The sequence below is a fragment of the Rhodococcus sp. NPDC059968 genome (assembly GCF_042738615.1).
GTDB lineage: Bacteria > Actinomycetota > Actinomycetes > Mycobacteriales > Mycobacteriaceae > Rhodococcus_F.
The window spans coordinates 18,213-39,564 of record NZ_JBHWUE010000091.1; the positions used below are offsets into that span (position 1 = coordinate 18,213).

21 protein-coding genes and 1 pseudogene are annotated in these 21,352 nt (G+C 65.0%); 12 read left to right on the top strand and 10 right to left on the bottom strand.

The genetic code is table 11. From position 1 onward, the window contains the following. Positions 1-2 precede the first annotated feature (2 nt). On the bottom strand, positions 3-224 hold the full coding sequence (locus tag ACFWAY_RS42265) for a DUF2945 domain-containing protein (protein ID WP_378451222.1): 222 nt from the start codon (positions 222-224) through the stop codon (positions 3-5). Positions 225-385: 161 nt separating this feature from the next. On the opposite strand from ACFWAY_RS42265, the gene rpsF reads away from it, so the two are divergent. From rpsF to dnaB, 5 genes are all read left to right on the top strand, one after another. After that, a complete protein-coding gene (gene rpsF / locus ACFWAY_RS42270; RefSeq protein WP_005249677.1) occupies positions 386-673 on the top strand; it encodes a 30S ribosomal protein S6 in 288 nt (95 codons plus the stop codon). A 65-nt stretch (positions 674-738) separates the two neighbouring features. After that, on the top strand, positions 739-1,263 hold the full coding sequence (locus ACFWAY_RS42275; RefSeq protein WP_378451221.1) for a single-stranded DNA-binding protein: 525 nt from the start codon (positions 739-741) through the stop codon (positions 1,261-1,263). 38 nt (positions 1,264-1,301) lie between these two features. Then, complete coding sequence (gene rpsR, locus ACFWAY_RS42280; RefSeq protein ID WP_005249686.1) at positions 1,302-1,544, top strand: 30S ribosomal protein S18; 243 nt, start codon at positions 1,302-1,304, stop codon at positions 1,542-1,544. 17 nt (positions 1,545-1,561) lie between these two features. After that, positions 1,562-2,017: a 50S ribosomal protein L9 gene (rplI, locus tag ACFWAY_RS42285; protein ID WP_073369752.1), complete on the top strand. Its 456-nt coding sequence runs from the start codon at positions 1,562-1,564 to the stop codon at positions 2,015-2,017. A 574-nt stretch (positions 2,018-2,591) separates the two neighbouring features. Continuing rightward, a complete protein-coding gene (dnaB, locus tag ACFWAY_RS42290; protein ID WP_378514694.1) occupies positions 2,592-4,796 on the top strand; it encodes a replicative DNA helicase in 2,205 nt (734 codons plus the stop codon). A gap of 179 nt (positions 4,797-4,975) precedes the next feature. Here the strand turns inward: dnaB and ACFWAY_RS42295 are convergent, their stop codons facing one another. The 5 genes from ACFWAY_RS42295 to ACFWAY_RS42315 all read right to left on the bottom strand — a co-directional run bounded on the left by ACFWAY_RS42295 (position 4,976) and on the right by ACFWAY_RS42315 (position 9,592). Beyond that, positions 4,976-6,181 (bottom strand): alkyl sulfatase dimerization domain-containing protein, encoded by a 1,206-nt coding sequence (locus ACFWAY_RS42295; protein ID WP_378514695.1) that lies wholly within the window; start codon positions 6,179-6,181, stop codon positions 4,976-4,978. Positions 6,182-6,229: 48 nt separating this feature from the next. Then, the gene (locus tag ACFWAY_RS42300; RefSeq protein ID WP_378514696.1) at positions 6,230-6,553 is read right to left on the bottom strand and encodes a DUF202 domain-containing protein; all 324 of its coding nucleotides are present in this window, start codon (positions 6,551-6,553) and stop codon (positions 6,230-6,232) included. Then, positions 6,544-6,870: a YidH family protein gene (locus ACFWAY_RS42305; protein ID WP_378514697.1), complete on the bottom strand. Its 327-nt coding sequence runs from the start codon at positions 6,868-6,870 to the stop codon at positions 6,544-6,546. Before ACFWAY_RS42305 ends, ACFWAY_RS42300 begins: the two co-directional genes overlap by 10 nt. Before the next feature lie 38 nt (positions 6,871-6,908). Next, the gene (locus ACFWAY_RS42310) at positions 6,909-8,228 is read right to left on the bottom strand and encodes an alkyl sulfatase dimerization domain-containing protein (protein ID WP_378514698.1); all 1,320 of its coding nucleotides are present in this window, start codon (positions 8,226-8,228) and stop codon (positions 6,909-6,911) included. A 134-nt stretch (positions 8,229-8,362) separates the two neighbouring features. Continuing rightward, complete coding sequence (locus ACFWAY_RS42315; RefSeq protein ID WP_378514699.1) at positions 8,363-9,592, bottom strand: PucR family transcriptional regulator; 1,230 nt, start codon at positions 9,590-9,592, stop codon at positions 8,363-8,365. Between the two features lie 150 nt (positions 9,593-9,742). Between ACFWAY_RS42315 and ACFWAY_RS42320 the strand changes: the two genes are divergently transcribed. The 6 genes and pseudogenes from ACFWAY_RS42320 to ACFWAY_RS42345 all read left to right on the top strand — a co-directional run bounded on the left by ACFWAY_RS42320 (position 9,743) and on the right by ACFWAY_RS42345 (position 16,325). Further along, positions 9,743-10,921, top strand: coding sequence for a CaiB/BaiF CoA transferase family protein (locus ACFWAY_RS42320; RefSeq protein WP_378451215.1), 1,179 nt, complete (start codon positions 9,743-9,745; stop codon positions 10,919-10,921). 54 nt (positions 10,922-10,975) lie between these two features. Beyond that, the gene (locus ACFWAY_RS42325; protein ID WP_378514700.1) at positions 10,976-12,310 is read left to right on the top strand and encodes an MFS transporter; all 1,335 of its coding nucleotides are present in this window, start codon (positions 10,976-10,978) and stop codon (positions 12,308-12,310) included. A 199-nt stretch (positions 12,311-12,509) separates the two neighbouring features. Then, the gene (locus ACFWAY_RS42330) at positions 12,510-13,172 is read left to right on the top strand and encodes an enoyl-CoA hydratase/isomerase family protein (RefSeq protein ID WP_378451213.1); all 663 of its coding nucleotides are present in this window, start codon (positions 12,510-12,512) and stop codon (positions 13,170-13,172) included. A 156-nt stretch (positions 13,173-13,328) separates the two neighbouring features. Further along, complete coding sequence (locus tag ACFWAY_RS42335; RefSeq protein WP_378514701.1) at positions 13,329-15,635, top strand: acyl-CoA dehydrogenase; 2,307 nt, start codon at positions 13,329-13,331, stop codon at positions 15,633-15,635. 128 nt (positions 15,636-15,763) lie between these two features. After that, a pseudogene (locus ACFWAY_RS42340) lies at positions 15,764-16,132 on the top strand (transposase); the annotation flags it as partial. 25 nt (positions 16,133-16,157) lie between these two features. Then, positions 16,158-16,325 carry a hypothetical protein gene (locus ACFWAY_RS42345; RefSeq protein ID WP_378451211.1) on the top strand — a complete coding sequence of 56 codons (168 nt, stop codon included), beginning with the start codon at positions 16,158-16,160 and terminating at the stop codon, positions 16,323-16,325. A 160-nt stretch (positions 16,326-16,485) separates the two neighbouring features. Here ACFWAY_RS42345 and ACFWAY_RS42350 read toward each other — a convergent pair whose 3' ends face one another. The 4 genes from ACFWAY_RS42350 to ACFWAY_RS42365 form a co-directional block, all read right to left on the bottom strand. Then, complete coding sequence (locus ACFWAY_RS42350) at positions 16,486-16,671, bottom strand: hypothetical protein (protein WP_378451210.1); 186 nt, start codon at positions 16,669-16,671, stop codon at positions 16,486-16,488. A gap of 228 nt (positions 16,672-16,899) precedes the next feature. After that, a complete protein-coding gene (locus tag ACFWAY_RS42355) occupies positions 16,900-17,481 on the bottom strand; it encodes an NAD-dependent epimerase/dehydratase family protein (protein WP_378514702.1) in 582 nt (193 codons plus the stop codon). A 719-nt stretch (positions 17,482-18,200) separates the two neighbouring features. Beyond that, positions 18,201-19,064: an MIP/aquaporin family protein gene (locus ACFWAY_RS42360; RefSeq protein ID WP_378514703.1), complete on the bottom strand. Its 864-nt coding sequence runs from the start codon at positions 19,062-19,064 to the stop codon at positions 18,201-18,203. A gap of 167 nt (positions 19,065-19,231) precedes the next feature. Then, complete coding sequence (locus tag ACFWAY_RS42365) at positions 19,232-19,732, bottom strand: carboxymuconolactone decarboxylase family protein (protein ID WP_378514704.1); 501 nt, start codon at positions 19,730-19,732, stop codon at positions 19,232-19,234. A gap of 47 nt (positions 19,733-19,779) precedes the next feature. On the opposite strand from ACFWAY_RS42365, the gene ACFWAY_RS42370 reads away from it, so the two are divergent. Then, positions 19,780-21,216, top strand: a complete 1,437-nt coding sequence (locus ACFWAY_RS42370; RefSeq protein WP_378514705.1) for a PLP-dependent aminotransferase family protein — start codon at positions 19,780-19,782, stop codon at positions 21,214-21,216. Positions 21,217-21,352 lie beyond the last annotated feature (136 nt).

Here is a 21,352-nt window from a genome sequence, read left to right on the forward strand (position 1 = left end):
GGTCAGTCGCTCGCCCGGCGCAGGGCGTCGGGTTTGTGGACGGCGTCCCGCCCGCTCTTGCCGCTGACGACGCGGTACTGCGGGTCGTCCTCGGACGCCCGTACCGTGCGGCCCGCCGCCTCGGTGTCCTCGGTGATCTTCTCCTCGACCGTCCCTGACGTGGTGGTGCCGTGGGTCTTCCACTCCACCTCGTCGCCCTGTCGGAATTTCTTCTCTTCTGCCATCGTGTCGGCGTACCCCGCAATTCCCGCGATCACACCAGTCGGCCTGATTTCGCTGGTCAGGGGCTCGTCGTGTAACCTGCAAAGGTTGCTGACGCAACGACCCTCCTGCCACGGACAGTCCGTGGCCGTTTTCACTAGTCCATAGGAGGTGATGAGGTCTTATGCGTCATTACGAATTGATGGTCATCCTTGACCCCAGCCTGGACGAGCGCACTGTTGCTCCTTCGCTGGATACGTTCCTCAATGTTGTTCGCCAGGACGGCGGCAAGATCGACAAGGTCGATGTCTGGGGTAAGCGTCGTCTCGCCTACGAGATCCTGAAGCACAGCGAAGGCATCTACGCGGTGATCGACATCAGCGCTACTCCCGCCACCGTCGCAGAGCTCGACCGTCAGCTCGGTCTGAACGAGTCGGTGCTGCGTACGAAGGTTCTGCGCCACAACAAGTGATTTCTGTCGGTCACCAGCCCTAGGCTCGTGCCCAACCGAACTCCACATTCTGCAGGAGGAACCATATGGCAGGCGACACCGTCATCACCGTCATCGGAAACTTGACGGCTGATCCGGAGCTTCGATTCACCCCCGCGGGTGCCGCGGTCGCGAACTTCACTGTCGCGTCCACGCCCCGCAGCTTCGACCGTCAGACCAATGAATGGAAAGACGGCGAAGCGCTGTTTCTGCGTTGCAACATCTGGCGCGAGGCAGCCGAGAACGTCGCGGAGAGCTTGACCCGTGGCTCGCGAGTGATCGTGAGCGGCCGGCTCAAGCAGCGCTCCTACGAAACTCGTGAAGGTGAAAAGCGCACTGTCGTCGAGCTCGAGGTCGACGAGATCGGCCCCTCGCTGAGGTACGCCACGGCCAAGGTCAACAAGGCCAACCGTGGTGGCGGCAGCGGCGGTGGCTTCGGTTCCTCCGGCGGATCGGGCGGCGGACGTCCGCAATCCACCAACACCGGCGGAGATGATCCGTGGGGCAGCGCGCCGCAGGCGTCCGGCTCCTTCGGAGGCTCTGGTGGTGGGAGCGACGAACCCCCGTTCTGATCCGTACCTGATCGGAACATCCAGAAAAGAGCAAACTAATGCCGAAGCCGCCCTTGCGCGACAAGGTAATGAAGAAGAAGATCTGCATCTTCTGCAAAGAGAAGAACACGCAGATCAACTACAAGGACACGACGCTTCTGCGTAAGTACGTCAGCGACCGCGGCAAGATCCGCGCGCGCCGTGTCACCGGCAACTGCGTCCAGCACCAGCGTGACGTTGCCATTGCCGTCAAGAACTCACGTGAGGTGGCGTTGCTGCCTTACGCCACCGTGGCTCGCTAAGGAAAGGGAGGAAAGACATGAAGCTCATCCTCACCGCTGACGTGGACAACCTCGGTGCGCCTGGCGACACCGTCGAGGTCAAGGACGGCTTTGGCCGCAACTACCTGCTGCCCCGCGGCCTGGCCATCGTCGCCACCCGTGGCGCCGAGAAGCAGGTCGAGGGCATCCGTCGTGCGCAGGAAGCCCGCGCCGTGCGCGGTCTCGACCACGCCAAGGAGCTCAAGGACGCCATCGAGGGCCTCGAGAGCATCTCGCTGTCGGTCAAGACCGCTGGTGACTCGGGCAAGCTCTTCGGTTCGGTTACCGCCGCCGATGTCGCCGGTGCCATCAAGGCCGCCGGTGGACCCGTCGTCGACAAGCGCAGCCTGGAGCTGCCGAAGGCTCACATCAAGGCGACCGGCAAGCACGCCATCGTCGTGAACCTGCACCCCGACGTGGTTGCGAAGTTCCACCTGAACGTCGTCGGCGCCTAGTCGACTCGTTTACTCACAGGCCCCCCGGACGCTTCGGCGTGTGGGGGGTCTGTGCTTGTCGATTCCGGCTTCCAGCCGCCCTCTCGAGCCTGCTTTTCACGGGTGTGAAGCACGTAGAGGAGCGGCTTCCAGCTGTGTCTGGAAGTTAGCCGCCCCGCCGACGATCTGTGAGGTGAATCATATTGCCACGCAGGGGCGACCAACTCAACACGCCCGAGTCGTCAACGCGAAAGACACGCCGAACGGGTTTTCATCCACAGTGGTGAGAAACCAAAAAACGGCTCTGATCTGGGTCTTTGGGATTGTGATATGTACTTATCCTCAGGTTATCCCCATGGGGTTAACAAACGTACCCAGCGGTTTACACAATTTGTCCCCAACTGTGTACACAGGCTGGTTTGAACACCGGGTAGCTAATCCCTAACGTCGTCCCGGCGTGTCTCGCGATCACGACGCCGGCTGCCGCGAAGAGCCTGCGAAGGTTGTCGGTGGGGGCGAGTACAAAGAGTTCGGGGCACCGACACCGGGAAGCATTTTCCGGGGTGGCGCCACAGTGATGGGGAAGGTCGGTCGAGTGGCTGTAGTAGACGATCGGGGCCGTTCCGAATACCCGGGTCCGCCTGACGCGGAGCCCGGCGAAGAGTTCGGCCGGCAGCCACCTCAGGACATGGCGGCGGAGCAGTCGGTGCTCGGCGGCATGCTCCTCAGCAAGGATGCCATCGCGGACGTGCTCGAGGTGCTCCGTCCCGGCGACTTCTACCGTCCCGCGCATCAGTCGGTGTACGACGTGATCCTGGACCTCTACAGCCGCGGTGAGCCCGCCGACCCGGTGACGGTGTCCGCGGAGCTGGATCGTCGTGGCGAGCTCCGTCGCATCGGTGGAGCGCCCTATCTGGTGACGCTCACCCAGACGGTGCCCACCGCCGCCAACGCCGGCTACTACGCGGAGATCGTGGCGGAGAAGGCCATCCTGCGTCGCCTCGTCGACGCCGGCACCCGCATCGTCCAATACGGCTACACCGGCGCCGACGGTCAGGACGTCGCCGAGGTCGTCGACCGTGCGCAGGCCGAGATCTTCGAGGTCACCGAACGCCGCACCACCGAAGACTTCGTCCCCCTCGAGGAGCTCCTGCAGCCCACGATGGACGAGATCGACTCCATCGCCAGCCGCGGCGGCATCTCCCTCGGTGTGCCCACCGGCTTCGTCGAACTCGACGAGATCACCAACGGCCTCCACCCCGGCCAGATGATCATCGTCGCGGCCCGACCCGGTGTGGGCAAGGCGCTCGCCCTCGACACTCCCCTCGCCACGCCCACCGGCTGGACCACCATGGGTGACGTCCAGGTCGGCGATCACCTCATCGACGCCGACGGCAAGCCCACCCGCGTCGTCGCTGCCACCGACGTCATGGTGGGTAGGCCCTGCTACGAGGTGGAATTCTCCGACGGCACCGTCCTCGTCGCCGACGAGCAGCATCAGTGGTTGACGGACGTCGACGGCCAGGCCGCCGTCCGCACCACGGCTCAGATCGTCGGTTCGGTAGATCACGGACACCAGGTCGCGCACACCCGTGCGCTGCAGTTGCCGACGTCGACTGTGCGCGTCGACCCCTACGCTCTGGGAGCCTCGCTCACCGTCCAGAGCATCTCTGATCCTGAAATGCCCGTGGGTACCGAGGAACTCACCCTTCACGCCGGTGCCAAGCGGATCCCGGCTGAACTGCTGCGCGGTTCGGAGTCGGAGCGTCGTGAGTTGCTGGCCGGCCTGCTCGATGTGGCGGGGTCGGTCGCTGACGACGGTTCGGTGCGGTTCGAGGCCGTTAACCACCCGTTGTCGGATGATGTGGCAGAGCTCGTTGTCGGGTTGGGATACGACTGCCATCGTGTCGACGGTGGTGTCACGTTCTGCGCCGACGACGAGGTGTTCCAGCTACATCGGAAGGCGATCCGGCACAAGGAGCTTCGCGGCGAGATCAGCGGTTCGCGCCGTATCGTCGCGGTGCGCCAGATCGAGAGTGTCCCCGTGCGGTGCGTCGAGGTCGACAACGCCGACCACCTGTACCTCGCGGGTCGTTCGATGGTGCCCACCCACAACTCCACGCTCGGCATGGACTTCCTGCGCTCCTGCTCCGTGAAGCACGGTATGGCCAGCGTCATGTTCTCGCTCGAGATGAGCAAGACCGAGATCGTCATGCGTCTGTTGTCGGCGGAGGCGAAGATCAAGCTCGGTGACATGCGCTCCGGCAAGATGACCGACGACGACTGGACGAAGCTCGCTCGTCGTATGAGCGAGATCAGTGAGGCGCCGCTGTTCATCGACGACTCGCCGAACCTCACGATGATGGAGATCCGCGCAAAAGCCCGGCGGCTCAAGCAGAAACACGACATCAAGCTGATCGTGATCGACTACCTGCAGCTGATGAGCTCCGGTAAGAAAGTCGAGTCACGTCAGCAGGAAGTCTCCGAGTTCTCCCGTAGCCTAAAGCTTTTGGCGAAGGAACTCGAAGTTCCCGTGGTCGCGATCTGCCAGCTGAACCGTGGTCCCGAGCAGCGACAGGACAAGCGCCCCCAGGTCGCCGACCTTCGTGAATCTGGATCGCTCGAGCAGGATGCCGACATGGTGATCCTGCTCTACCGCCCCGACGCCACCGAACGCGACGATCCCCGCGGCGGCGAGGCCGACCTCATCCTCGGCAAGCACCGTAACGGCCCCACCGCGACAATCACTGTGGCGCACCAGCTTCACCTGTCCAAGTTCGTCGACATGGCGCGGGGTTAGTACGGGCCGCATCATTGTTGAGACGAGTGTCACGTGACGGTTGGGGGATCGTAGCGCGGGGGGAATCAACCCCTCCGGCTCGTTCGGGTCCGGGATTTACGAGCTGACGTTCGTCGATCTGCCGGGCGAGAGTTGCGCAAGATCGACCGGCTCCGCCCTTCATCTTGCTGTGTGCCGCTTTAGGTCACGGCGCGATAGAAGCTGCGCGAGACGTAGCTGGGTGCGTCTTTGGCCAGAAGCGCACTCAGTTCGGATTTCAGTTTGCGGGCGTGGTGGGCCTCTGGGAAGTCTGCGGTCGCGAGTGCCAGCAGATCGACGACGTGCAGCGCTTCCTGAACCTGTCCGGCGTCACGCAGTCGGTGTGCCTGGTCGAGCACGGCCTGCTTGTCGGTGATCGCTGCCGCGCGCGCGTTGGCGGCGACGTCGGGCCGGGAGGGGTGTAGGTGGGTCGGGTTGCCGTCCCACCACCCGGTTTCCGAGCGGGCGATGTCCCGCACGATGAAGTCCCGATGCCCGTAGGCTTGTTTCATCCACGGGACCTCGAACAGTTCGGTCGGGTAGTCGATATCGTGCACGATGTCGTCGACGCCCATTCCCTTGTTGAGGCGTTCCACGACGGCTCTGCGCAGCCAGCGAAGTGCCGCCGAGGTGGCGGCCAGTTGCTCGGCGCCGACGTCGTGGATGACTGATCCGAACTCGGGGATCAGGACGGCAGGATTGAGGGCGGCAAGACTGTCGAGGGTGTTCGCCCACCGCACGGCGTCCCGCATGGTGCGCATGGGCGTGCCGATGTTCGGGATGCTGTCGATGACTGCGGCGCTCCCGTAGAGGATCCGTTCTTGGGGCAACCACACGGCGGTGACATCGTCCGTCTCCGACGGTGCCCACAACAGCCGAACCTGACGGGTCGGGCCGTCGAGTGTCATTGCATCCCAGTAGGTTTGGTTGGGGAACGTCAGGGTCGGCACTGGCGTGAACTCTTTGATCGGCCGACGGAACTGGCGGGAGTTGATGTGGTTCTGGAGCCCGGCGGTCTCGATGTAGCGACGGTAGCGGCGAACGACATTCTCGTGGGCGATGATCGTCGGGCGGGGTTCTCCGCGCCTTTCGGCTTCGGCCAGGAACCCTGGCACACCGTAGTTGTAACCGAGATGGCCGTGGCTGTAGACGATCCAGCGGACTGTCTGGTCGGTGTGTTCGCGGAGTTGTGCGAGTGCCTGAGGAACCACGGATGGGCTCGGTCCGGAGTCGACGACGAGCAATCCCTCATCAGTTTCTACGGCCAAGCTATTTCCCTGTAGGCCCATCGTGAAGATTCCTGGGGCCACAACGGTGATTTCGGTGCCTCCGAACAGCGGGTTGTTGTCGACTTCCGCAACGGGCATCGGTGTCTCCTTCCAGCGTGTGCTTCGAATTATGGTTCGAGAGTGCGGCTATCGGGCATAGGCTGCGGTCGCGGCAGCCGCGATCGCTGTGGCTGTTACGAGTAGAGCTACCAGCAAGGCATGGTGTCCGGTCATTCCCTGAGTCCCCCGCCGCAGCGAACGGCCTCGCCGGTGGCTGACGTACGTGATCGCGAGCAGCAGCACCGCCATCGGTACCAAGGTGAGCGAAGCCGCGCGGTCACTATGGGTGGGGGGAATGTGGAGGAGCGCCACCGTCGTCGCGGCGGCGGAGAGTGTGGTTCTCCGCCAGGCCAATGCCGTGCGGTCTGGTTGTAATCCCGGATCCCGGTCGGCGGACCCGATCACGACCACAATGCCGCTCCGGCGGCGAGGAGCGTGAGGATCCCCAGACCGAGAGCGAGAGCGGGCACGAGGACGGAGCCCGGAAGTGGCAGGTTCCGCCTAATGGCCGACTGCGCGGCCCTCCAGCGCAGATACGCGCCGGAGGCGACGACGGTGGATAGCCCGAAACACACCATCGTGATCGTCATCTGCAGTGCCCCGGAGGGCAACGCAAGTAACTGATGGGCAGCCACACCTGCCGCCAGGAGCGCCATAGCGGTGCGGATCCATGCCAGGTAGGTGCGTTCGTTCGCCAGCGTGTACCGGTAGTCCGGTTCCTCATCCACCGAACCTGAGTCCGCTGGTGGACGGGGATTTTCTGAGGTCAGAATGCCCATCGCGCGCGGCCGGCCGTTTTGGCCTCGAGTTCGGTCGCGTGGTCGCTGCCGTCGAGGAAGGCTCGCGATTCCGCCACTGCCCACCCGTAGACGCCTTTCGCCATAGTGGAAGTGGCGCCTTGTTCCAGCTGGCCGAAGATGTCGGCGCGGGCCTGATGCGAGTCGCGGCTCTGCGGATCGGCGTCGGTGGCCATCTGGGCGAAGTGTCCCGCCAGCCGGTGTTCGCCTCGTGCCAGTAGGGCGCGGGCCCGCTCGGCCAGTTGGGCGGCGCCGCCGCCGAGGTCCGCGACCTCGCGGGCGAGGTCGGCGCGGGCGGCGGACTTGAGGTTGGCGGGGTTGCCGTCGTACCAGCCGCCGTAGAGGCGCCAGACGTTGCGAATGACGAATTCCGGTTCGTCGTAGGAGGGGGCGAGGTAGGGCTTGCGGAGCAGTTCCGCTGGTGCGGTGACAGTGTGCACGACCTCGTCGAGGGTCGCTCCGGCGTTCATCATCTCGAGGGTGCGGCCGTGCAGGATTTCCAGGAGTTCGGCGGCGTCGGCGAGGGTGGTGCGGATTCGGTCGGCGCCGAGGATCGGGAGCCCGTGTCCGGGGAGAAGGATTTCGGCGCCCAGGTCGGCCATCCACCGCAGGGTTTGGGCCCACTCGTGTGCGAAGCGTTGCACCTTCTGCGGGTTTCCGGCGTTGGGGCTGGCCCAGATGAAGAAGTCACCACAGCACAGGATCTTGCGGTCGGGCATCCAGGCGATCGCGGCGTCATCGGTCTCACCGCGGGCGTGATGCAGTTGCACCTGCAGGTCGTCGATGGCGAGGGTGGTCTGGTCGGTGAAGGTGACGTCGGGGTATCGGTATTCGTCCGGCCACATCAGGTTCGGCGCCTGGAATTGGCGTTGGTTGATGATGCCGTTGTAGCCGCGGGTTTCCCTGTAGCGGTCGAACCGGCTGGTGACGTTTTCGTGTGCGAGGACCGTGGGGCGGGTCCAGCCGCGCTCGCGCGCTTCGGTGTCGAAGGGTTCCATGCCGAAGACGTGGTCGACGTGTCCGTGCGAGTAGACGGCCGTGTGCACCGGTTGCTCGGAGATTCGCCGGGTGGCTGCGAACAGGTCTACGGCAGTGCGGCGGTCGCCGGTGTCGTAGACGAAAAGGCCAGCCTTGGTGGGAAATACGTAGACGTTGCCGAATGCCGGCCACATGTATGCGCCCTCCGCGATGTAGTGCATTCCCTCCTTCCGGAGGTCTCCGTGGTGGTAGGCGTTCTGGTTGGCTTCGCCCTTCCAGACTTTGTCGGCGTAGTCGATGATGTCCGTCATGTGGCGTTCTCCTCGGCGTGGGTGTCGGACCGCGACGCTGCGATCCGTGCGCCTCATTCTGTGCACCGGACATCAGCCGAACAATCGTCTGCGCGCACACCCCTGCCGGCCCCAATCTGTGACCGATCACAGATTCACTGCGGGTGGTCGGCCCCCGCGTCGGGGTGAACGGTGGCGGCGCTGACCGCGACCGCGAGAGTGAGCAGCTCCGTGGTGACGTGTACGTCGAGGCCGGTCAGTTCGCGGACGCGGATGAGCCGGTTGTCGACGGTGTTGGGATGGACCACCAGGGTGTCCGCAGTGGCCCGTCGATCCAGGTTGCTGGCCAGATAGACCCGGAGGGTGTGCACCAGGTCCGGTCGCGATTGCAACGGGGCGCAGCGGTCCAGCAGCACCGGCAGCGACGCACTGGTGTGGGCGAAATGGTGCGCAAGTGCGACATCGCTCATTCGGCTGACCGTGCCGGTGCGGCCGGACCGGATCGCGATGTCGAGTACCTCGGCGGCCGTGGTGCCGGCACGCGGAAGATCCTCGATCGAAGTGGCGTCCTCGATAGCGATCGTCACCGGTGCGCCGCTGACCCGCGCAAGGTCCACGGCCAGCGGGTCGAGTGCCCCGATCGGTGGATACATCAGAATCCGAGCGTGCCGAGGCCGGACATCGATGAGCCACAGGCCGGGGACGGCCCTGGCGAGGTGGGCGCGAATGGCGCGGACCTTCCGTGTGGCCGCCAGTGATCGGGCGTTCCGGTCGCCTGATCCCTCGGCGGGGGTGTCACCGATGTGCAGCAACATGATGCTCGGTTCGGCAGGGACGGAGTCGGGGTCGTCGAACACCCATCCGTCGCCGCGCAGGAGGGCATCGATGGTGGGGGCATGGTTTCGGTCTTGCGCCGAAATGAGGTCGTGCGCGTGGATCTCGTACGCGGAGATGACCTCTCGTAGCATGCAGTCAAACGTGGTATGGGCGCGGCGGTATGCGAACCAGAACAGTCCGTGGTCGGTGCCGAGTTCGCGTTCCAGTTCTTCGGAGAGTACGTCGAATCCGATCTGCCAGCAGCGCATGTACTCCCGTAGCGGCAACCCTTCCGCGACTCGTTCGGTGCCGCGTTCGATGTTCTCGCGCATCGTGTCGGCGACGTCGATGGACTCGTCGGTGATCGACTGCAGGCACACCTCGAGCAGCGATCGAACGGTGTGGGCGCCGTCCCGGTGCAAATGTTCGGGCACCGCGGTCTGCGTGTAGAGCGGCGAGGTGGCGATGTAGCGGTCGATGATTGCCCGTGCCATCCGCGGCACCGACCGGCGAATACGGGCGATCGTGCCCTGCAGATCGTCTTTGGTTGCCTCGGGCGCAGTGCGCATCGAACGCCTCCTAGGTGTGACGGGTCACACACTACTGACGTGAAGAGTGTGACAGCCGCCGATGGTACGACAGCAACCCATTCGGCCACGCTGAGGACCCAGAACGGCTCCACCAGCCCCGAGGTCCACACCGGCACAGAATGAGGAACCATGCCAGACTCTGCGTACGCTCCCGATGACCTGCCTCTGACCGGGATCATGGTCGTCGATTTCGGTCAGTACATCGCGGCGCCAGGCGCCGCGCAGACCCTGGCCGACCTCGGCGCCGACGTCCTCAAGATCGAAGGCCCCGGCGGCGACCAGGCACGCGGGATCGGCGTCTACGGCGAGGCCATCATGCGCGCCTACAACCGGCGCAAGAAGTCGATCGTCCTCGACCTCAAAGCCGAGGACGATCTCCGCCACGCCCGGGCCCTCATCGCCCGAGCCGACGTCGTGATCCACAACCTGCGACCAGGGGTGATGGAAAAGCTGGGCCTGTCGGCCGACGAAATACGCGAACTGAATCCCACCGTCGTCCTCGCCGCGGTGTCCGGCTTCGGCACCGAGGGACCCTCCCGCCGCCGACCGGGCCTCGACATTGCCGCCCAGGCGGAAACCGGCATGATGTCAGTGACCGGAGAGGCGGACGGAGACCCGCAACGGGTCGGTTTCCCGCTCGTCGACCACGCCACCTCCTACGTGGTCACGCAGGCGGTGCTGGCGGCCCTGTTCCGACGAGAACGTACCGGCCTCGGGGATGACATCGACGTCTCACTGCTCGACGTGGCGATCGACCTGCAATGCGTGAACTGGGGCGAATACTCCATCACCGGCGTCGCGCCCCACCGGCGCGGCAACGGGCAACCGGCCGCGGCACCGGCCGCCGACATCTTCCCCACCGCCGACGGCTCGATCGTCGTCTCCGCCTACACCGAGCAGCGATTCACCCAGCTCTGCGACCTCGCGGGCCGACCCGACCTGCCGAAGGATCCCCGCTTCGCCGACAACCCGGCGAGGGTCGCCCACCGCGGCGAACTCCTCGCCGCGCTCGCACCATTCTTCGCCGGCCTCGACACCGAAGCCGCCCTCACGGCCCTGACATCCGTCGGCATCGTCGCCGGCGCCGTACGCACCTACGACCAGGTTCCCAGTGCCCCCGATGTGATTGCCGGCGGCATCTTCACCACCGGCAGCACCGCCGACGGACACACCTACTCCATCCCAGGACTCCCCTACCGCTCCCGCAGCACCCCCCGCACCGCAGACGCCGGGCGAGTCCCCGAACTCGGCGAACACAGCCACGAGATCGTCGCGCACTACCGGCTGGGCGAGTACTCCCTGACGTGACCTGACACGCCAACACGCCACCCACCCCTCACCGTCACGGCCCCAGGAGCACTCGTGTCCCTACAGAATCGACAAACTCGCACCGAGGGCGGCCTCGCCGCCGACCGTGAACTCGACAGCCCCCGCGTTCGCCGGCGTGGCTGGATCATCACCCTGATGCTGATGGCGTTCATGCTGATCAACTTCGCCGATAAGGTCGTCGTCAGCCTCGCCGGCGTCGAGATCAAGGCAGACCTCGGACTCACCAGCGAACAGTTCGGCACCGCCCAAAGCGCATTCTTCTGGCTCTTCGCCCTGGGCGCGATCGTCCTCGGATCCCTCGGCGGCCGTATCTCCGCGCGATGGCTCCTCGCCGGCCTGGTCGGACTGTGGGTGCTCAGCCTGGCCCCGATGACTACGACGGTCGGATTCGGGGTCTTCCTCGCCTGCCGGATGCTGCTCGGATTCGCCGAAGGCCCCGCCGGGGCGTTGTCCCAGCAGATCGCCCACACCTGGTTCTCCCCGACCCGCCGTTCACTACCGGCGTCAGTAGTCATCATGGGAGCCTCCCTCGGTCCCCTGATCGCCGCACCGGTCCTGACCTGGATCATCCAGAGCTACAGCTGGCACGCAGCGTTTCTCGTGCTCATGGCCGCCGGAGTGATTTGGCTGGTGGCCTGGCTGTTCATCGGCGGTGAAGGACCCGCCGGCAATGCCGGGGCGGGCACCGGGAAACAGGCGGTGACGCTTCCCGACACCGTGCCCGTCCGGCTCCTGTGGACTCGCCCCACAGTGATCGGTGTCGCGATCTTCTCGTTCTGCTCCTATTGGGCGACCGCGTTGAAGGTGAGTTGGTTACCGCTGTACCTCCGTGAAGGCCTGCACTACAGCGCCAACGCCACCGGACTGCTGATCACATTGCCCTTCGCCGCGGCCGTCATCCTGACCTTCGTCGCCGGCCTGATCTCTACCCGCCTCTCGCTGGCCGGACGATCGTCCCGCACCGCCCGCGCCCTGTTCGCTGCCGGCCTCCTCGCCGCCGGCGGTGTGTGCATGATCGGATTCACAACATTGCCCGTCGGACCCACTCAAATGGTGCTGATCGCGCTCGCGTTCTCCCTCAACACCGCAGCCTGGGGACTGGCGTTCTCCCTGCTCTCCGACGTGGTGCCCGCCAAACAACGCGGGTCCGTCATGTCCATCACCGTCGCGATCTACAGCCTCGGCGGTGTCGCGGCACCACTTCTCATCGGCTCCCTCGTCTCCGGCGCCGCCGACACCGCCGCTGGATACGGCCGAGGCTTCGTCATCGTGGGAGTCATCATGCTGGTCGGCGCACTCGCCGCCACCATCCTGGTCAACCCCGAACGCGACGCAACCACGATCGCCGCGCACCACCCGAACAAGTAGGCAGAACCAGAACGTTCGACGGCACCGCTGTCCACGAACCTGGCCTGAAGGCACCAGCCTGTCGTTAGCGATTCCGGAAGGAAGCGATGAGCACACCAATGTGGTTGAGAGGCAACGTGTCCCTGATAGGCGGCGAACGCGCCACGGGGCGGCAGGCTGCTCCCGCCGGGCAGTTCGACGGCCGCGCGAGGAGCATGTTGTGAGTTCTACGGAGAGCGATGTCGTGGTCGTTCGGCACCATCAGAGTGGGCGGCTGGACATAGAACTCAATCGTCCGGAGCGCAAAAACGCCTTGACGGTCCCGATGGTCGTCCAGCTCGCCAGAACGTTCGCTGACGCTCAGGACGACGACACAGTCACAGCGGTGTTGCTGTACGGCGCAGGCGGGTGCTTCAGTTCCGGTTTGGATCTGGCCGAGGTACGCCCGGGTGAGCCGGCAATTACCGCGGCGATCGCCGACCTGCACACCACCCTGTCCGGGTTCGAGAAGCCGCTGATCGGGGCGCTGGAGCGGGCCGCTGTCAACGGTGCTGCGGCGATCGCGCTGGCCTGCGACCTCCTCGTGGTGGGAGAGACGTCGTTCCTCATGGTCGGCGAGGCGGAGATGGGGGTAGCTGCGCCGAACAATCTGCGGTGGTTGCTCGCGAAATTCGACGTGAACCAGGCACTGCAGCTCACGCTGGCCTGTGAACGTCAGTACGGTCCTGACCTGTTGCGCCGCAGCATCGCATACGAGATGGTGCCGGACGAACAGGTTTTGGGCCGGGCAACCGAGCTCACCGACAAGATTGCGGCCTACCCCAACGGCGGGGGAATCGCCATGAAGCAAGCGATTCTGACGCGCAGAACACTGCTCGTGTGAGTCCGTGCGCACGGCGGCACCTGCGGTCGAAAAGCCATAAGACAACACAATGCACAACCGGGCGGACAGGTCGCGGGCCGCCCGGTCATCCCAGGTCTGGGGATCCCGACCGAGGTGGTGCTACACGGGACAATCGAAGGAGACAATCGAATGGGTATGACAACAACAACAACCGCTGAACACCGCGTGCTTCGCGACGCGGTTCGCGAGTTTCTCACCGCAACCAGTGAACCGGCCGAAGTATTGGCCGTCCAGGACACGGAACTCGGATACCGACCCGAGATGTGGGCGACGATGGCCGAACAACTCGAACTGCAAGGAATGCTCGTCGACGAGAAATACGGCGGATCAGGCGCGGGTATCGGTGACCTCGTGGTGGTCGCCGAGGAATTCGGGCGCTCCGCAGCGTGTAGCCCCTACTTCGCGAGTTCCGTGTTGACCACGCTCGCCATCGCGGATTGCGCTCGGGAGCGTTGGCTCAGTGAGCTGCTGCCAGGTCTCGCCGCTGGCACTCGTCTCGGGTGTCTGGCATTTGCCGATGCCGACGGGTGGTGGCAGGCCGGCTCGGAGACGGTGCGTGCACACCCGGACGGCGACGGCTGGCGGGTCGACGGACGGGCCGATCACGTGATCTTCGGACACTGCGCCGACACGATCGTCGTCGCCGCCCGAACGGAAGACGGGACCGGTCTCTTTCTGGTGGAACCATCGGACGCGAGCATTCTGCGGGTCCGGCAACCCGCGCTGGACCTGACCCGTCCGCTGACGACCATCACCTTCGACAGCGCGGCAGCGCAACGGATCAGTGGCACCGCAGACATTTCGGAGGCGCTGTCCCGGGCGCTCGACAAGGCGCTCGTCGTGCAGGCGGCGGAGAGGGTCGGCGGCGCCCGCCGGTGCCTGCACCTGACAACTGACTATGCCAAGACCCGCAACCAGTTCGGTCGTCCGATCGGTACCAACCAGGCAGTCAAACACGGACTGGCCGATCTGATCCGGGCGCTCGAACCGGTCGCCGCTGCCGTCGTCGCCGCCGCTCACGCCGCGGATACCGGAGCGCCGGAACTGCCGGCACTGGTGAGCCTGCTCAGCGTCGCGGGGACCGAGAGGTACCTGCAGATCGCCGGCGAGACGATTCAACTGCACGGCGCGATCGGTTTCACCTGGGAGCACGAGGCTCATGTTCATCTCAAGCGGGCGAAGACGGATCAGCTGATGCTCGGGTCGTCGGCGTGGCACCGCGAGCGTCTGCTCGCCGGAGTCCTCGCCACCGGCACCGCGTTCGAGGCGCCGGCGCGGGTCGACGAACCCGCTCCGCTGGCGGACCTGCGGGCCGAGGTCCGCGCCTGGCTGGCCGACCACCGCGTCGAGGGGATGCCACTCGAATACGCGCAGGAACCGTTCGGGCACGAAGCCACCGATGCCGAGAAGCACTGGACCGATCTGTTGCGGAAGGGGCGTTGGCTGTGCCTGTCGTGGCCGGAGGAACACGGCGGCCGGGGCCTGGGACCAGTCGAAACTCTGGTGGTGGAGGAGGAGTTCGCGCGCGCGGGACTTCGACGCCCGCATCTCGGAATGGGCGAGACCCTGCTTGCGCCCGCCCTGTTGGCGCACGGGAGCGAGGACCAGAAGCGCCGGTTCCTGTCCCGCATTCTGTCGGGCGAAGACACGTGGTGCCAGGGCTTCTCCGAACCCGAGACCGGATCCGATCTCGCCTCGCTGCGGACCAGCGGAACCGTGAACGGTGACGAGTTGCGGATAACCGGTGACAAGATCTGGACCAGCAACGGAGCCCAGGCCAACATGATGTTCCTGTTGTGCCGCACCGACCGCGAAGCACCGAGACACCGCGGAATCTCGTTCGTCCTTGTTCCCATGACGGACAACGGCATCGACGTCGACCCCATCCGGATGGCGTCGGGCGACAAAAGGTTTGCGCAGGAACGGATAACCGATGCCCGCGCCCCCTTGACCAATGTGGTGGGTGGGCTCGGCAACGGTTGGGCGGTCGCGATGACCACACTCGGCGCCGAGCGAGCGGGCAAGGCGGCTACGCAGTACGTCGGCTATCGCCACGAATTGGACGTGTTGGTGGAGCGGCTGGACAAGAACGGTCGGCTCGGCGACGTGATCGTCCGCCAGCGGTTGGCGGAACTGGTGATCGAGGTCGAGTTGATGCGTGCCGTTGGTTCCGTGATCGGTGCCCGAGTCGCAGAGGGGCAGGCCGTCGACGAGTTGCTGGCGATCGACAAGGTCAACTGGTCGGAGTATCACTGCATTTTCGGTTCGACGGCCCTGGAGCTTCTCGGGGCGTCGGCGCTGACCCGGCCCGGGGGTGGCGGATATCGACTCGACTCTCTGCAGCGAGTGTTCCTCGAGAGCCGGGGACGCCGGATCGCACGCGGGTCGAATCAGATTCAGCGCAACATCATCGGCGAACGGATCCTGGGTTTGCCGAGGTAGACGACCGAGCAGTCACTCCAGCCGGGCGATTCGCCGGCTGTCACACGACGATCTCCACTCCCCTACTTCGATAGGTTCCATTCCCGAAGCTGATCGACGCTCACAGCGCCGTCCGCTCGCGGGGGAGGGTCAAGACCCTGCTGCACTCGGTCTACTACCAACCGGATGCCGAATCTGTTCATGCCCAATATGATCGAGTAAGCGGTGCTTTGTCGGGGAAGTTACCGAAGGTGGCCGATCACCTCGACGCCGCGCGTGCCGATCACCTCGCGTGCACTGGGATCCCGAAGCGGATCTGGCGGCAGATCTGGTCGAACAATCCGCTGTGGCTGAACAAGGAGATCCGCCGGTGGATCGATGTTGTCGGGATCTTCCCCGACCGCGCCGTGCCGATCCGGCTCGTCGGCGCGGTTCTTGCCGAGCAGCATGACGAGTGGATCGAAGCCGGCCGCTATCTCGGGCTCGATGCCGCGGCTCGCTCTCGATGCCCCGGCTGACACGTTCCTCCACCATCTTCGGCGCATGCCCGATGAGACCGGTAACCACGCTCCACGCGAATCGCGCGTGGGCACCGCGCGCGATCATGCGCTGCCACGACTGAAGATAGTCGTCGAGCGCAACGTCGTCCGCGTGAACACGATCTCACCCACCGTCGCCGAAGCTTCGGGCCGGGCGCGAGGTCCGACGTGACACAGAATTGACACATTGTCGCCGTCGACGGTGTCCGCGCTTATCCATTCGATACCGCAGGTGTCGAACGTGGCGAGCTTCAACAGGCCATCAACGGGTTGATGTGATCGATGAACGTTGCGGCGGACCCACTGGCACTGCGGGACAGTTCGATATGTGTTCACACGCTCGCCACCAACTCGATGACGGGCCCACGTCTTTGGTTGGTCGTCATCATCTGGAGCTTCAGGTCCGGCGCCGCCTCGGTTGCGTTACTGATCCAGGGACGCGTGGCGTTGGTGACAATGCGGTAGTTCGCCGCATCAGTCGCGCTGTCGATGGCGGCAGTACCGGCGAATAGTTCCACGGAACCGTTGGCGGACAACGTCGTCGCTGCGTAAGAACTGCGGGAACAGTCCTCCGACCCGGCTCTGGAGGTGCTGACAGAGCACTTCGTTCACCGCCGGGTGTTGCTCGTCCAGGACAACTGCGAACACCTGGACGGCCAGAGCCCCTCGAACATGATCGCCATGACTTCTACTCTCTACCCCGAATTCAACACAGTGCGACGGTCAGCCGGATCCCGGTCGTGCGCTCAGTCGATAATGACGACGACGCCCGTTGGCTCGCCCAGCGCCTCCACCGTTCGTTCGGCAGCTCGGTCGATGTGAACCCGAGGTCCCTCGGGTTGCTGCTGCTCGTTGTAGGTGCCGGGCCCGTAGAACTGTCCATAGCGCAATACAACGCCGCCCTCAGCGAGAACGGAACGCTCCAATTCTGCGACCGCCTGAGCGTCGGGCCCATCAGGCAATTGCCAGGCGACGCTTTGAGCCAGGACCTTCGGCGACCCGCTCCGCCGCGCGGCCTCGATCAGATTCTGGGATCCCTCGGTTCGGATGCGAGCGTTCAGATCTGCGTGTTCACTGATCTGCGCCGCATCATCCGGCAGATCGGTCAGCTCGTTCAGCATGACGTCCGGTTTGAAGTCACGAACCGCCTGGATGACAGCCTCTCGGTCGAAGACATCACAAAGAATCGGTTCGGCACCGAGGTGACCCAGTAGCTCCGTTTTGCTGGGCGAGCGCGTCATGCCGCCGACTACGTGGCCCGCCTGAATCAACCGGGGAATCAGCCGCTGCCCAATCACGCCGGATGCGCCGGCAAGAAATATCTTCATGATTACTCCTGACTATACGAAATGGTAGTGAGAACTGAACCGCCGCCACCAACCGCGGCACGGTGATGTCATACGGGTACCTGCTCTTCGGAAGCGCTGGCCTCTGTGCAGGCCGGAAACACAATTGGCGGCGGGCGTCAGATTCTTCTCGCCCCAGTAGCCCGACCACAGCGGCCTTTAAGGGAGGCAATGGCTCTGGGGAGAAATGCCGGGACAGATACCCCACTGGAACGGGTTGAACCTGTGACGTTCTGTTGGACCTCCCCGCTCGTGACCGAATGGGTTGGGGCCGACGCGGTGAGGGCCGATGGGGTTGTGAGGACGGTGAGGGAACGAGTTATCGATCGACGACTGGTGGACCGATACCAGACTGTCCAGAGCGCCTGCCGGATGTCCAGACGCGGCGCCGGTGCCGAACCCTCCGATGACAGTGACGGCCGCAACCGCGATCAGTGCACCACGAGCAAAATTCTTCATGTCAAACCCTTTTCTGTGTTGTTCCCGGCATCTGATGCCGAGAATGGAACGGGGCGAACGCGGATCGGTACGTCCCAGCTTGTGAGGTCAGTGGATGCGATGGATGAAGGAAGTCCCGCATGAGGTCGGCGATCTCGTGACCATGCGTCTCCAACGCAATGTCGGGTTCGAGTCGATGTTGAACCGCTAGTCCCAGAACAGGTGCAGCTGAATCTTTTTGTTGCCCGTACGATCGAGACCCGTCAGGCGTCCGGTGCAATCTTGTCCGGGCGGTCGATGGGGACGCCGTGGGTGTACTTGGCGAATGCTCCCGGCCGACCACTCGGCGATTGCGGCACGTCCGGGACGAAAGCAGTGGGGATCGTCACGAGTGCCCGGCGCGTGCGGAACCGCCGGTTGAGTGCGTGGTCGACCGAGGCCCCGAGTACCGCTCCCAGGATCGGCGCGACCAGATAGATCCATAGATCGGTTGTACGCCCAGAGAGTGCAGCAGGACCGAACTGGCGAGCGGGGTTGATCGATCCTCCGCTGCGGGGACCGAGGAGAGCGATGACCAGCCCGACTGACAGTCCGATGACGTACGGCAGCAGTCGTGTATAGCCGGGACGGGCCAGGAAGAATCCGACGACGACGATCAGGACCATCATCGAGCCCATCTCGGCGAGAAAGACGGACGCGGGCCGCCAGGCGGACGCGGCCCTGATCGCGGCGTAGTCGACAGGAGGGAACGAGACCGCACGCCCCCACACCAGGCGCCCGAGCCCCGTCCCCACCGCTGAACCCGCAAGTTGGGCGAGTATGTAGGGCGGAACGCTGCGACCAGGGAAGCCGTTCATTAGCCACAGGGCGATGGTCACGGCGGGATTCATGTGCCCGCCAGCGCGTCTGCCGGGTGGGCTGAACATCAGACCGGTGAGGATGATCCCACTGAGAATCCCGATAACGGCAAGTGCGACGTCCAGGTCAGCGATGTAAAGGGTGGAGTCCGGATCACGCAACCACCGGACGACAGTCACCGCGAGGAACAGCAGGACGGTGGTGAGCGCGAACTCGTCGGCGGCACGAGCCAGTGGCTGCCGGCGTGGAAGAGTCGAAGCGGTACTCACCATGATCTCCTAGTGTTGGTGTGCCGGAAGAGGTATGGATTTCGGACGCATCCGGACAGCAGGTCCCGGTGGTTCTCGGCCACCGTCCGCCCGGATGCCGGATTTCGGACGCGAGAACCCCTCCGCGAGTTCGCCGGTCGCCCTGGCGCGTTCGCTCGCTCGGTGAGTTAGGAGTCCGGCGTGTAGTGACCGGGGACCAATCGGGTGGATACGCCGAAGCGGTTCCACGTGTTGATCGTCGCGATCGCAACGATGAGTCGAGCCAGCTCGGTCTCGTCGAACTCGTTCGCGGCCTTCGCGTACACCTCGTCCGGGACGAATCCGTCTGTGAGCACGGTGATCGACTCGGTCAGCTCGATCGCTGCGATCTCTTTCGCCGTGTAGAAGTGCCTCGACTCCGTCCATGCGTTGAGCTGGATGATCCGCGTCGCCGATTCGCCGGCGGCCAGTGCGTCCTTGCTGTGCATGTCCAGGCAGAAGGCGCAGTGGTTGATCTGGGACGCGCGGATCTTGACCAGGTTGAGCAACGTCGGCTCGACGCCCTGCCCCGCGGCCGTGTCAAGCCGGATCATGGCCTTGTAGGCCTCGGGTGCGAACTTTGCCCAGTCCAGGCGGGGTGCGTGCTCGGGGAGAGGTTCCTTGCTTTCGTGTACTTCGTTCATCGTCATGCCAGGAACGCTACGTTCTGATTGGCTCTAGAGTATGGTCCATTCCTATGCCAGATCGTCATACCAATTCTGCGGGGGCACCTTCTGGGTTCGGTGCCGACCTGCACGTGGAACTGAACGGACCCAAGCTGCGCGCTGGCCTCACGGACGCACTGCGAGAGGCCGTGCGCACGGGGCGTCTGGCGCCTGGCACGCGGCTGCCGGCGTCCCGCTCGCTCGCCGCCGATCTTGGTATCTCACGAAATACCGTGACCGAGTCCTACGCCGAACTGGTCGCCGAGGGCTGGCTCAGCGCGCAGCAGGGTTCCGGGACATGGGTCGCGAGGCGGGCCGAGCCGCGCCCAGCCGCGCCCGCAGCTGCCCGTGCGACGCCGACTCAGCGCCGTCCCACGTACGGACTGATGCCGGGTTCACCCGACCTCACGGACTTTCCGCGCATGCAGTGGCTGACCGCGGCCCGCCGCGCTCTGACCGCGGCGCCGCACTACGCCTTCGGTTACGGCGATGCCCTCGGCCGGGTCGAGCTGCGCACCGCCCTAGCGGACTATCTGGCGCGGGCCCGTGGGGTGTTCGTCGAGCCGGAGCGGGTCGTCATCTGTTCCGGTTTCCATCATGGTCTGACGCTGATCGCGCAGGCACTGAGGGCGCGGCGGGTGCAGGCGGTGGCCGTCGAGTCGTACGGCCTCGATCTCTATCGTGACCTGCTGACCGGTGCCGGCCTGCGTACCCCGCCCCTCTATGTCGACGAATATGGGGCCCGCACAGACGAGTTGGCACGACTGCGCGGAGTAGGTGCGGTTTTGATGACTCCGGCGCATCAGTATCCGACGGGGGTCGCGCTGAGCCCGGACCGGCGCACGGCGGCTGTCAACTGGGCGCGTGCCACCGGCGGGCTGATCTTGGAGGACGACTACGACGGGGAGTTCCGATACGACCGTCAGCCGGTGGGTGCTCTGCAGGGCCTCGACCCCGAGCGGGTGGCTTATTTCGGTTCGGTGAGCAAGTCGCTGGCGCCGGGGCTGCGGCTCGGCTGGATGGTGCTACCAGAGGAACTCATCCCGGATATCGTGACGGCCAAGGCGCACGGCGACTATATGACGAGTGCGCTGGAGCAGCTGACGCTCGCGGAGTTCATCGCGTCGGGCGCGTACGACCGTCATGTGCGTTCGATGCGGGTGCGCTACCGGCGCCGCCGTGACCAACTGGTCTCGGCCCTGGCGCAGAGGGCCCCCGGCGTCCGCGTCACCGGCATGGCTGCCGGGCTGCAAGCGGTCCTCGAACTCCCGCGCGGGACCGAGCGCCCGGTCGTGGAGGCGGCGGCCCGCCAGGGACTGGCGGTCAGCGGGATCGCGCAGTTCCGTTACGAAGTGGCGGGCGCCGGGTGGCAGTTGCCCGAGCGGGACGCGTTGGTGGTCAACTATGCAGCTCCCTCGGACAGTGCGTGGGCGGGCGCGCTGGACGCACTGTGCAGGGTGATGCCCTAGACAGGGCGCTGTCGTAGCCCGGATGCTGCGTAAAGTCGCTCTGAATCGTCCCGGGTTTGATGCGCACCTTCTTTCTTGGGAAGGTAATCCTTATGCCGAATGTCTATCCAGCCGAGGTGCGAGAGAAGGCCGTGCG

Coding starts and splice junctions, on each gene's coding strand:
- ACFWAY_RS42355 (WP_378514702.1), bottom strand. CDS start 17,481: ATGAAGATATTTCTTGCCGGCGCATCCGGCGTGATTGGGCAGCGGCTG.
- ACFWAY_RS42320 (WP_378451215.1), top strand. CDS start 9,743: ATGCCAGACTCTGCGTACGCTCCCGATGACCTGCCTCTGACCGGGATC.
- ACFWAY_RS42345 (WP_378451211.1), top strand. CDS start 16,158: ATGCCCGATGAGACCGGTAACCACGCTCCACGCGAATCGCGCGTGGGC.
- rplI (WP_073369752.1), top strand. CDS start 1,562: ATGAAGCTCATCCTCACCGCTGACGTGGACAACCTCGGTGCGCCTGGC.
- ACFWAY_RS42275 (WP_378451221.1), top strand. CDS start 739: ATGGCAGGCGACACCGTCATCACCGTCATCGGAAACTTGACGGCTGAT.
- ACFWAY_RS42265 (WP_378451222.1), bottom strand. CDS start 224: ATGGCAGAAGAGAAGAAATTCCGACAGGGCGACGAGGTGGAGTGGAAG.
- ACFWAY_RS42365 (WP_378514704.1), bottom strand. CDS start 19,732: ATGACGATGAACGAAGTACACGAAAGCAAGGAACCTCTCCCCGAGCAC.
- rpsF (WP_005249677.1), top strand. CDS start 386: ATGCGTCATTACGAATTGATGGTCATCCTTGACCCCAGCCTGGACGAG.
- ACFWAY_RS42295 (WP_378514695.1), bottom strand. CDS start 6,181: ATGCCCGTTGCGGAAGTCGACAACAACCCGCTGTTCGGAGGCACCGAA.
- ACFWAY_RS42315 (WP_378514699.1), bottom strand. CDS start 9,592: ATGCGCACTGCGCCCGAGGCAACCAAAGACGATCTGCAGGGCACGATC.
- ACFWAY_RS42370 (WP_378514705.1), top strand. CDS start 19,780: ATGCCAGATCGTCATACCAATTCTGCGGGGGCACCTTCTGGGTTCGGT.
- ACFWAY_RS42310 (WP_378514698.1), bottom strand. CDS start 8,228: ATGACGGACATCATCGACTACGCCGACAAAGTCTGGAAGGGCGAAGCC.
- rpsR (WP_005249686.1), top strand. CDS start 1,302: ATGCCGAAGCCGCCCTTGCGCGACAAGGTAATGAAGAAGAAGATCTGC.
- ACFWAY_RS42335 (WP_378514701.1), top strand. CDS start 13,329: ATGACAACAACAACAACCGCTGAACACCGCGTGCTTCGCGACGCGGTT.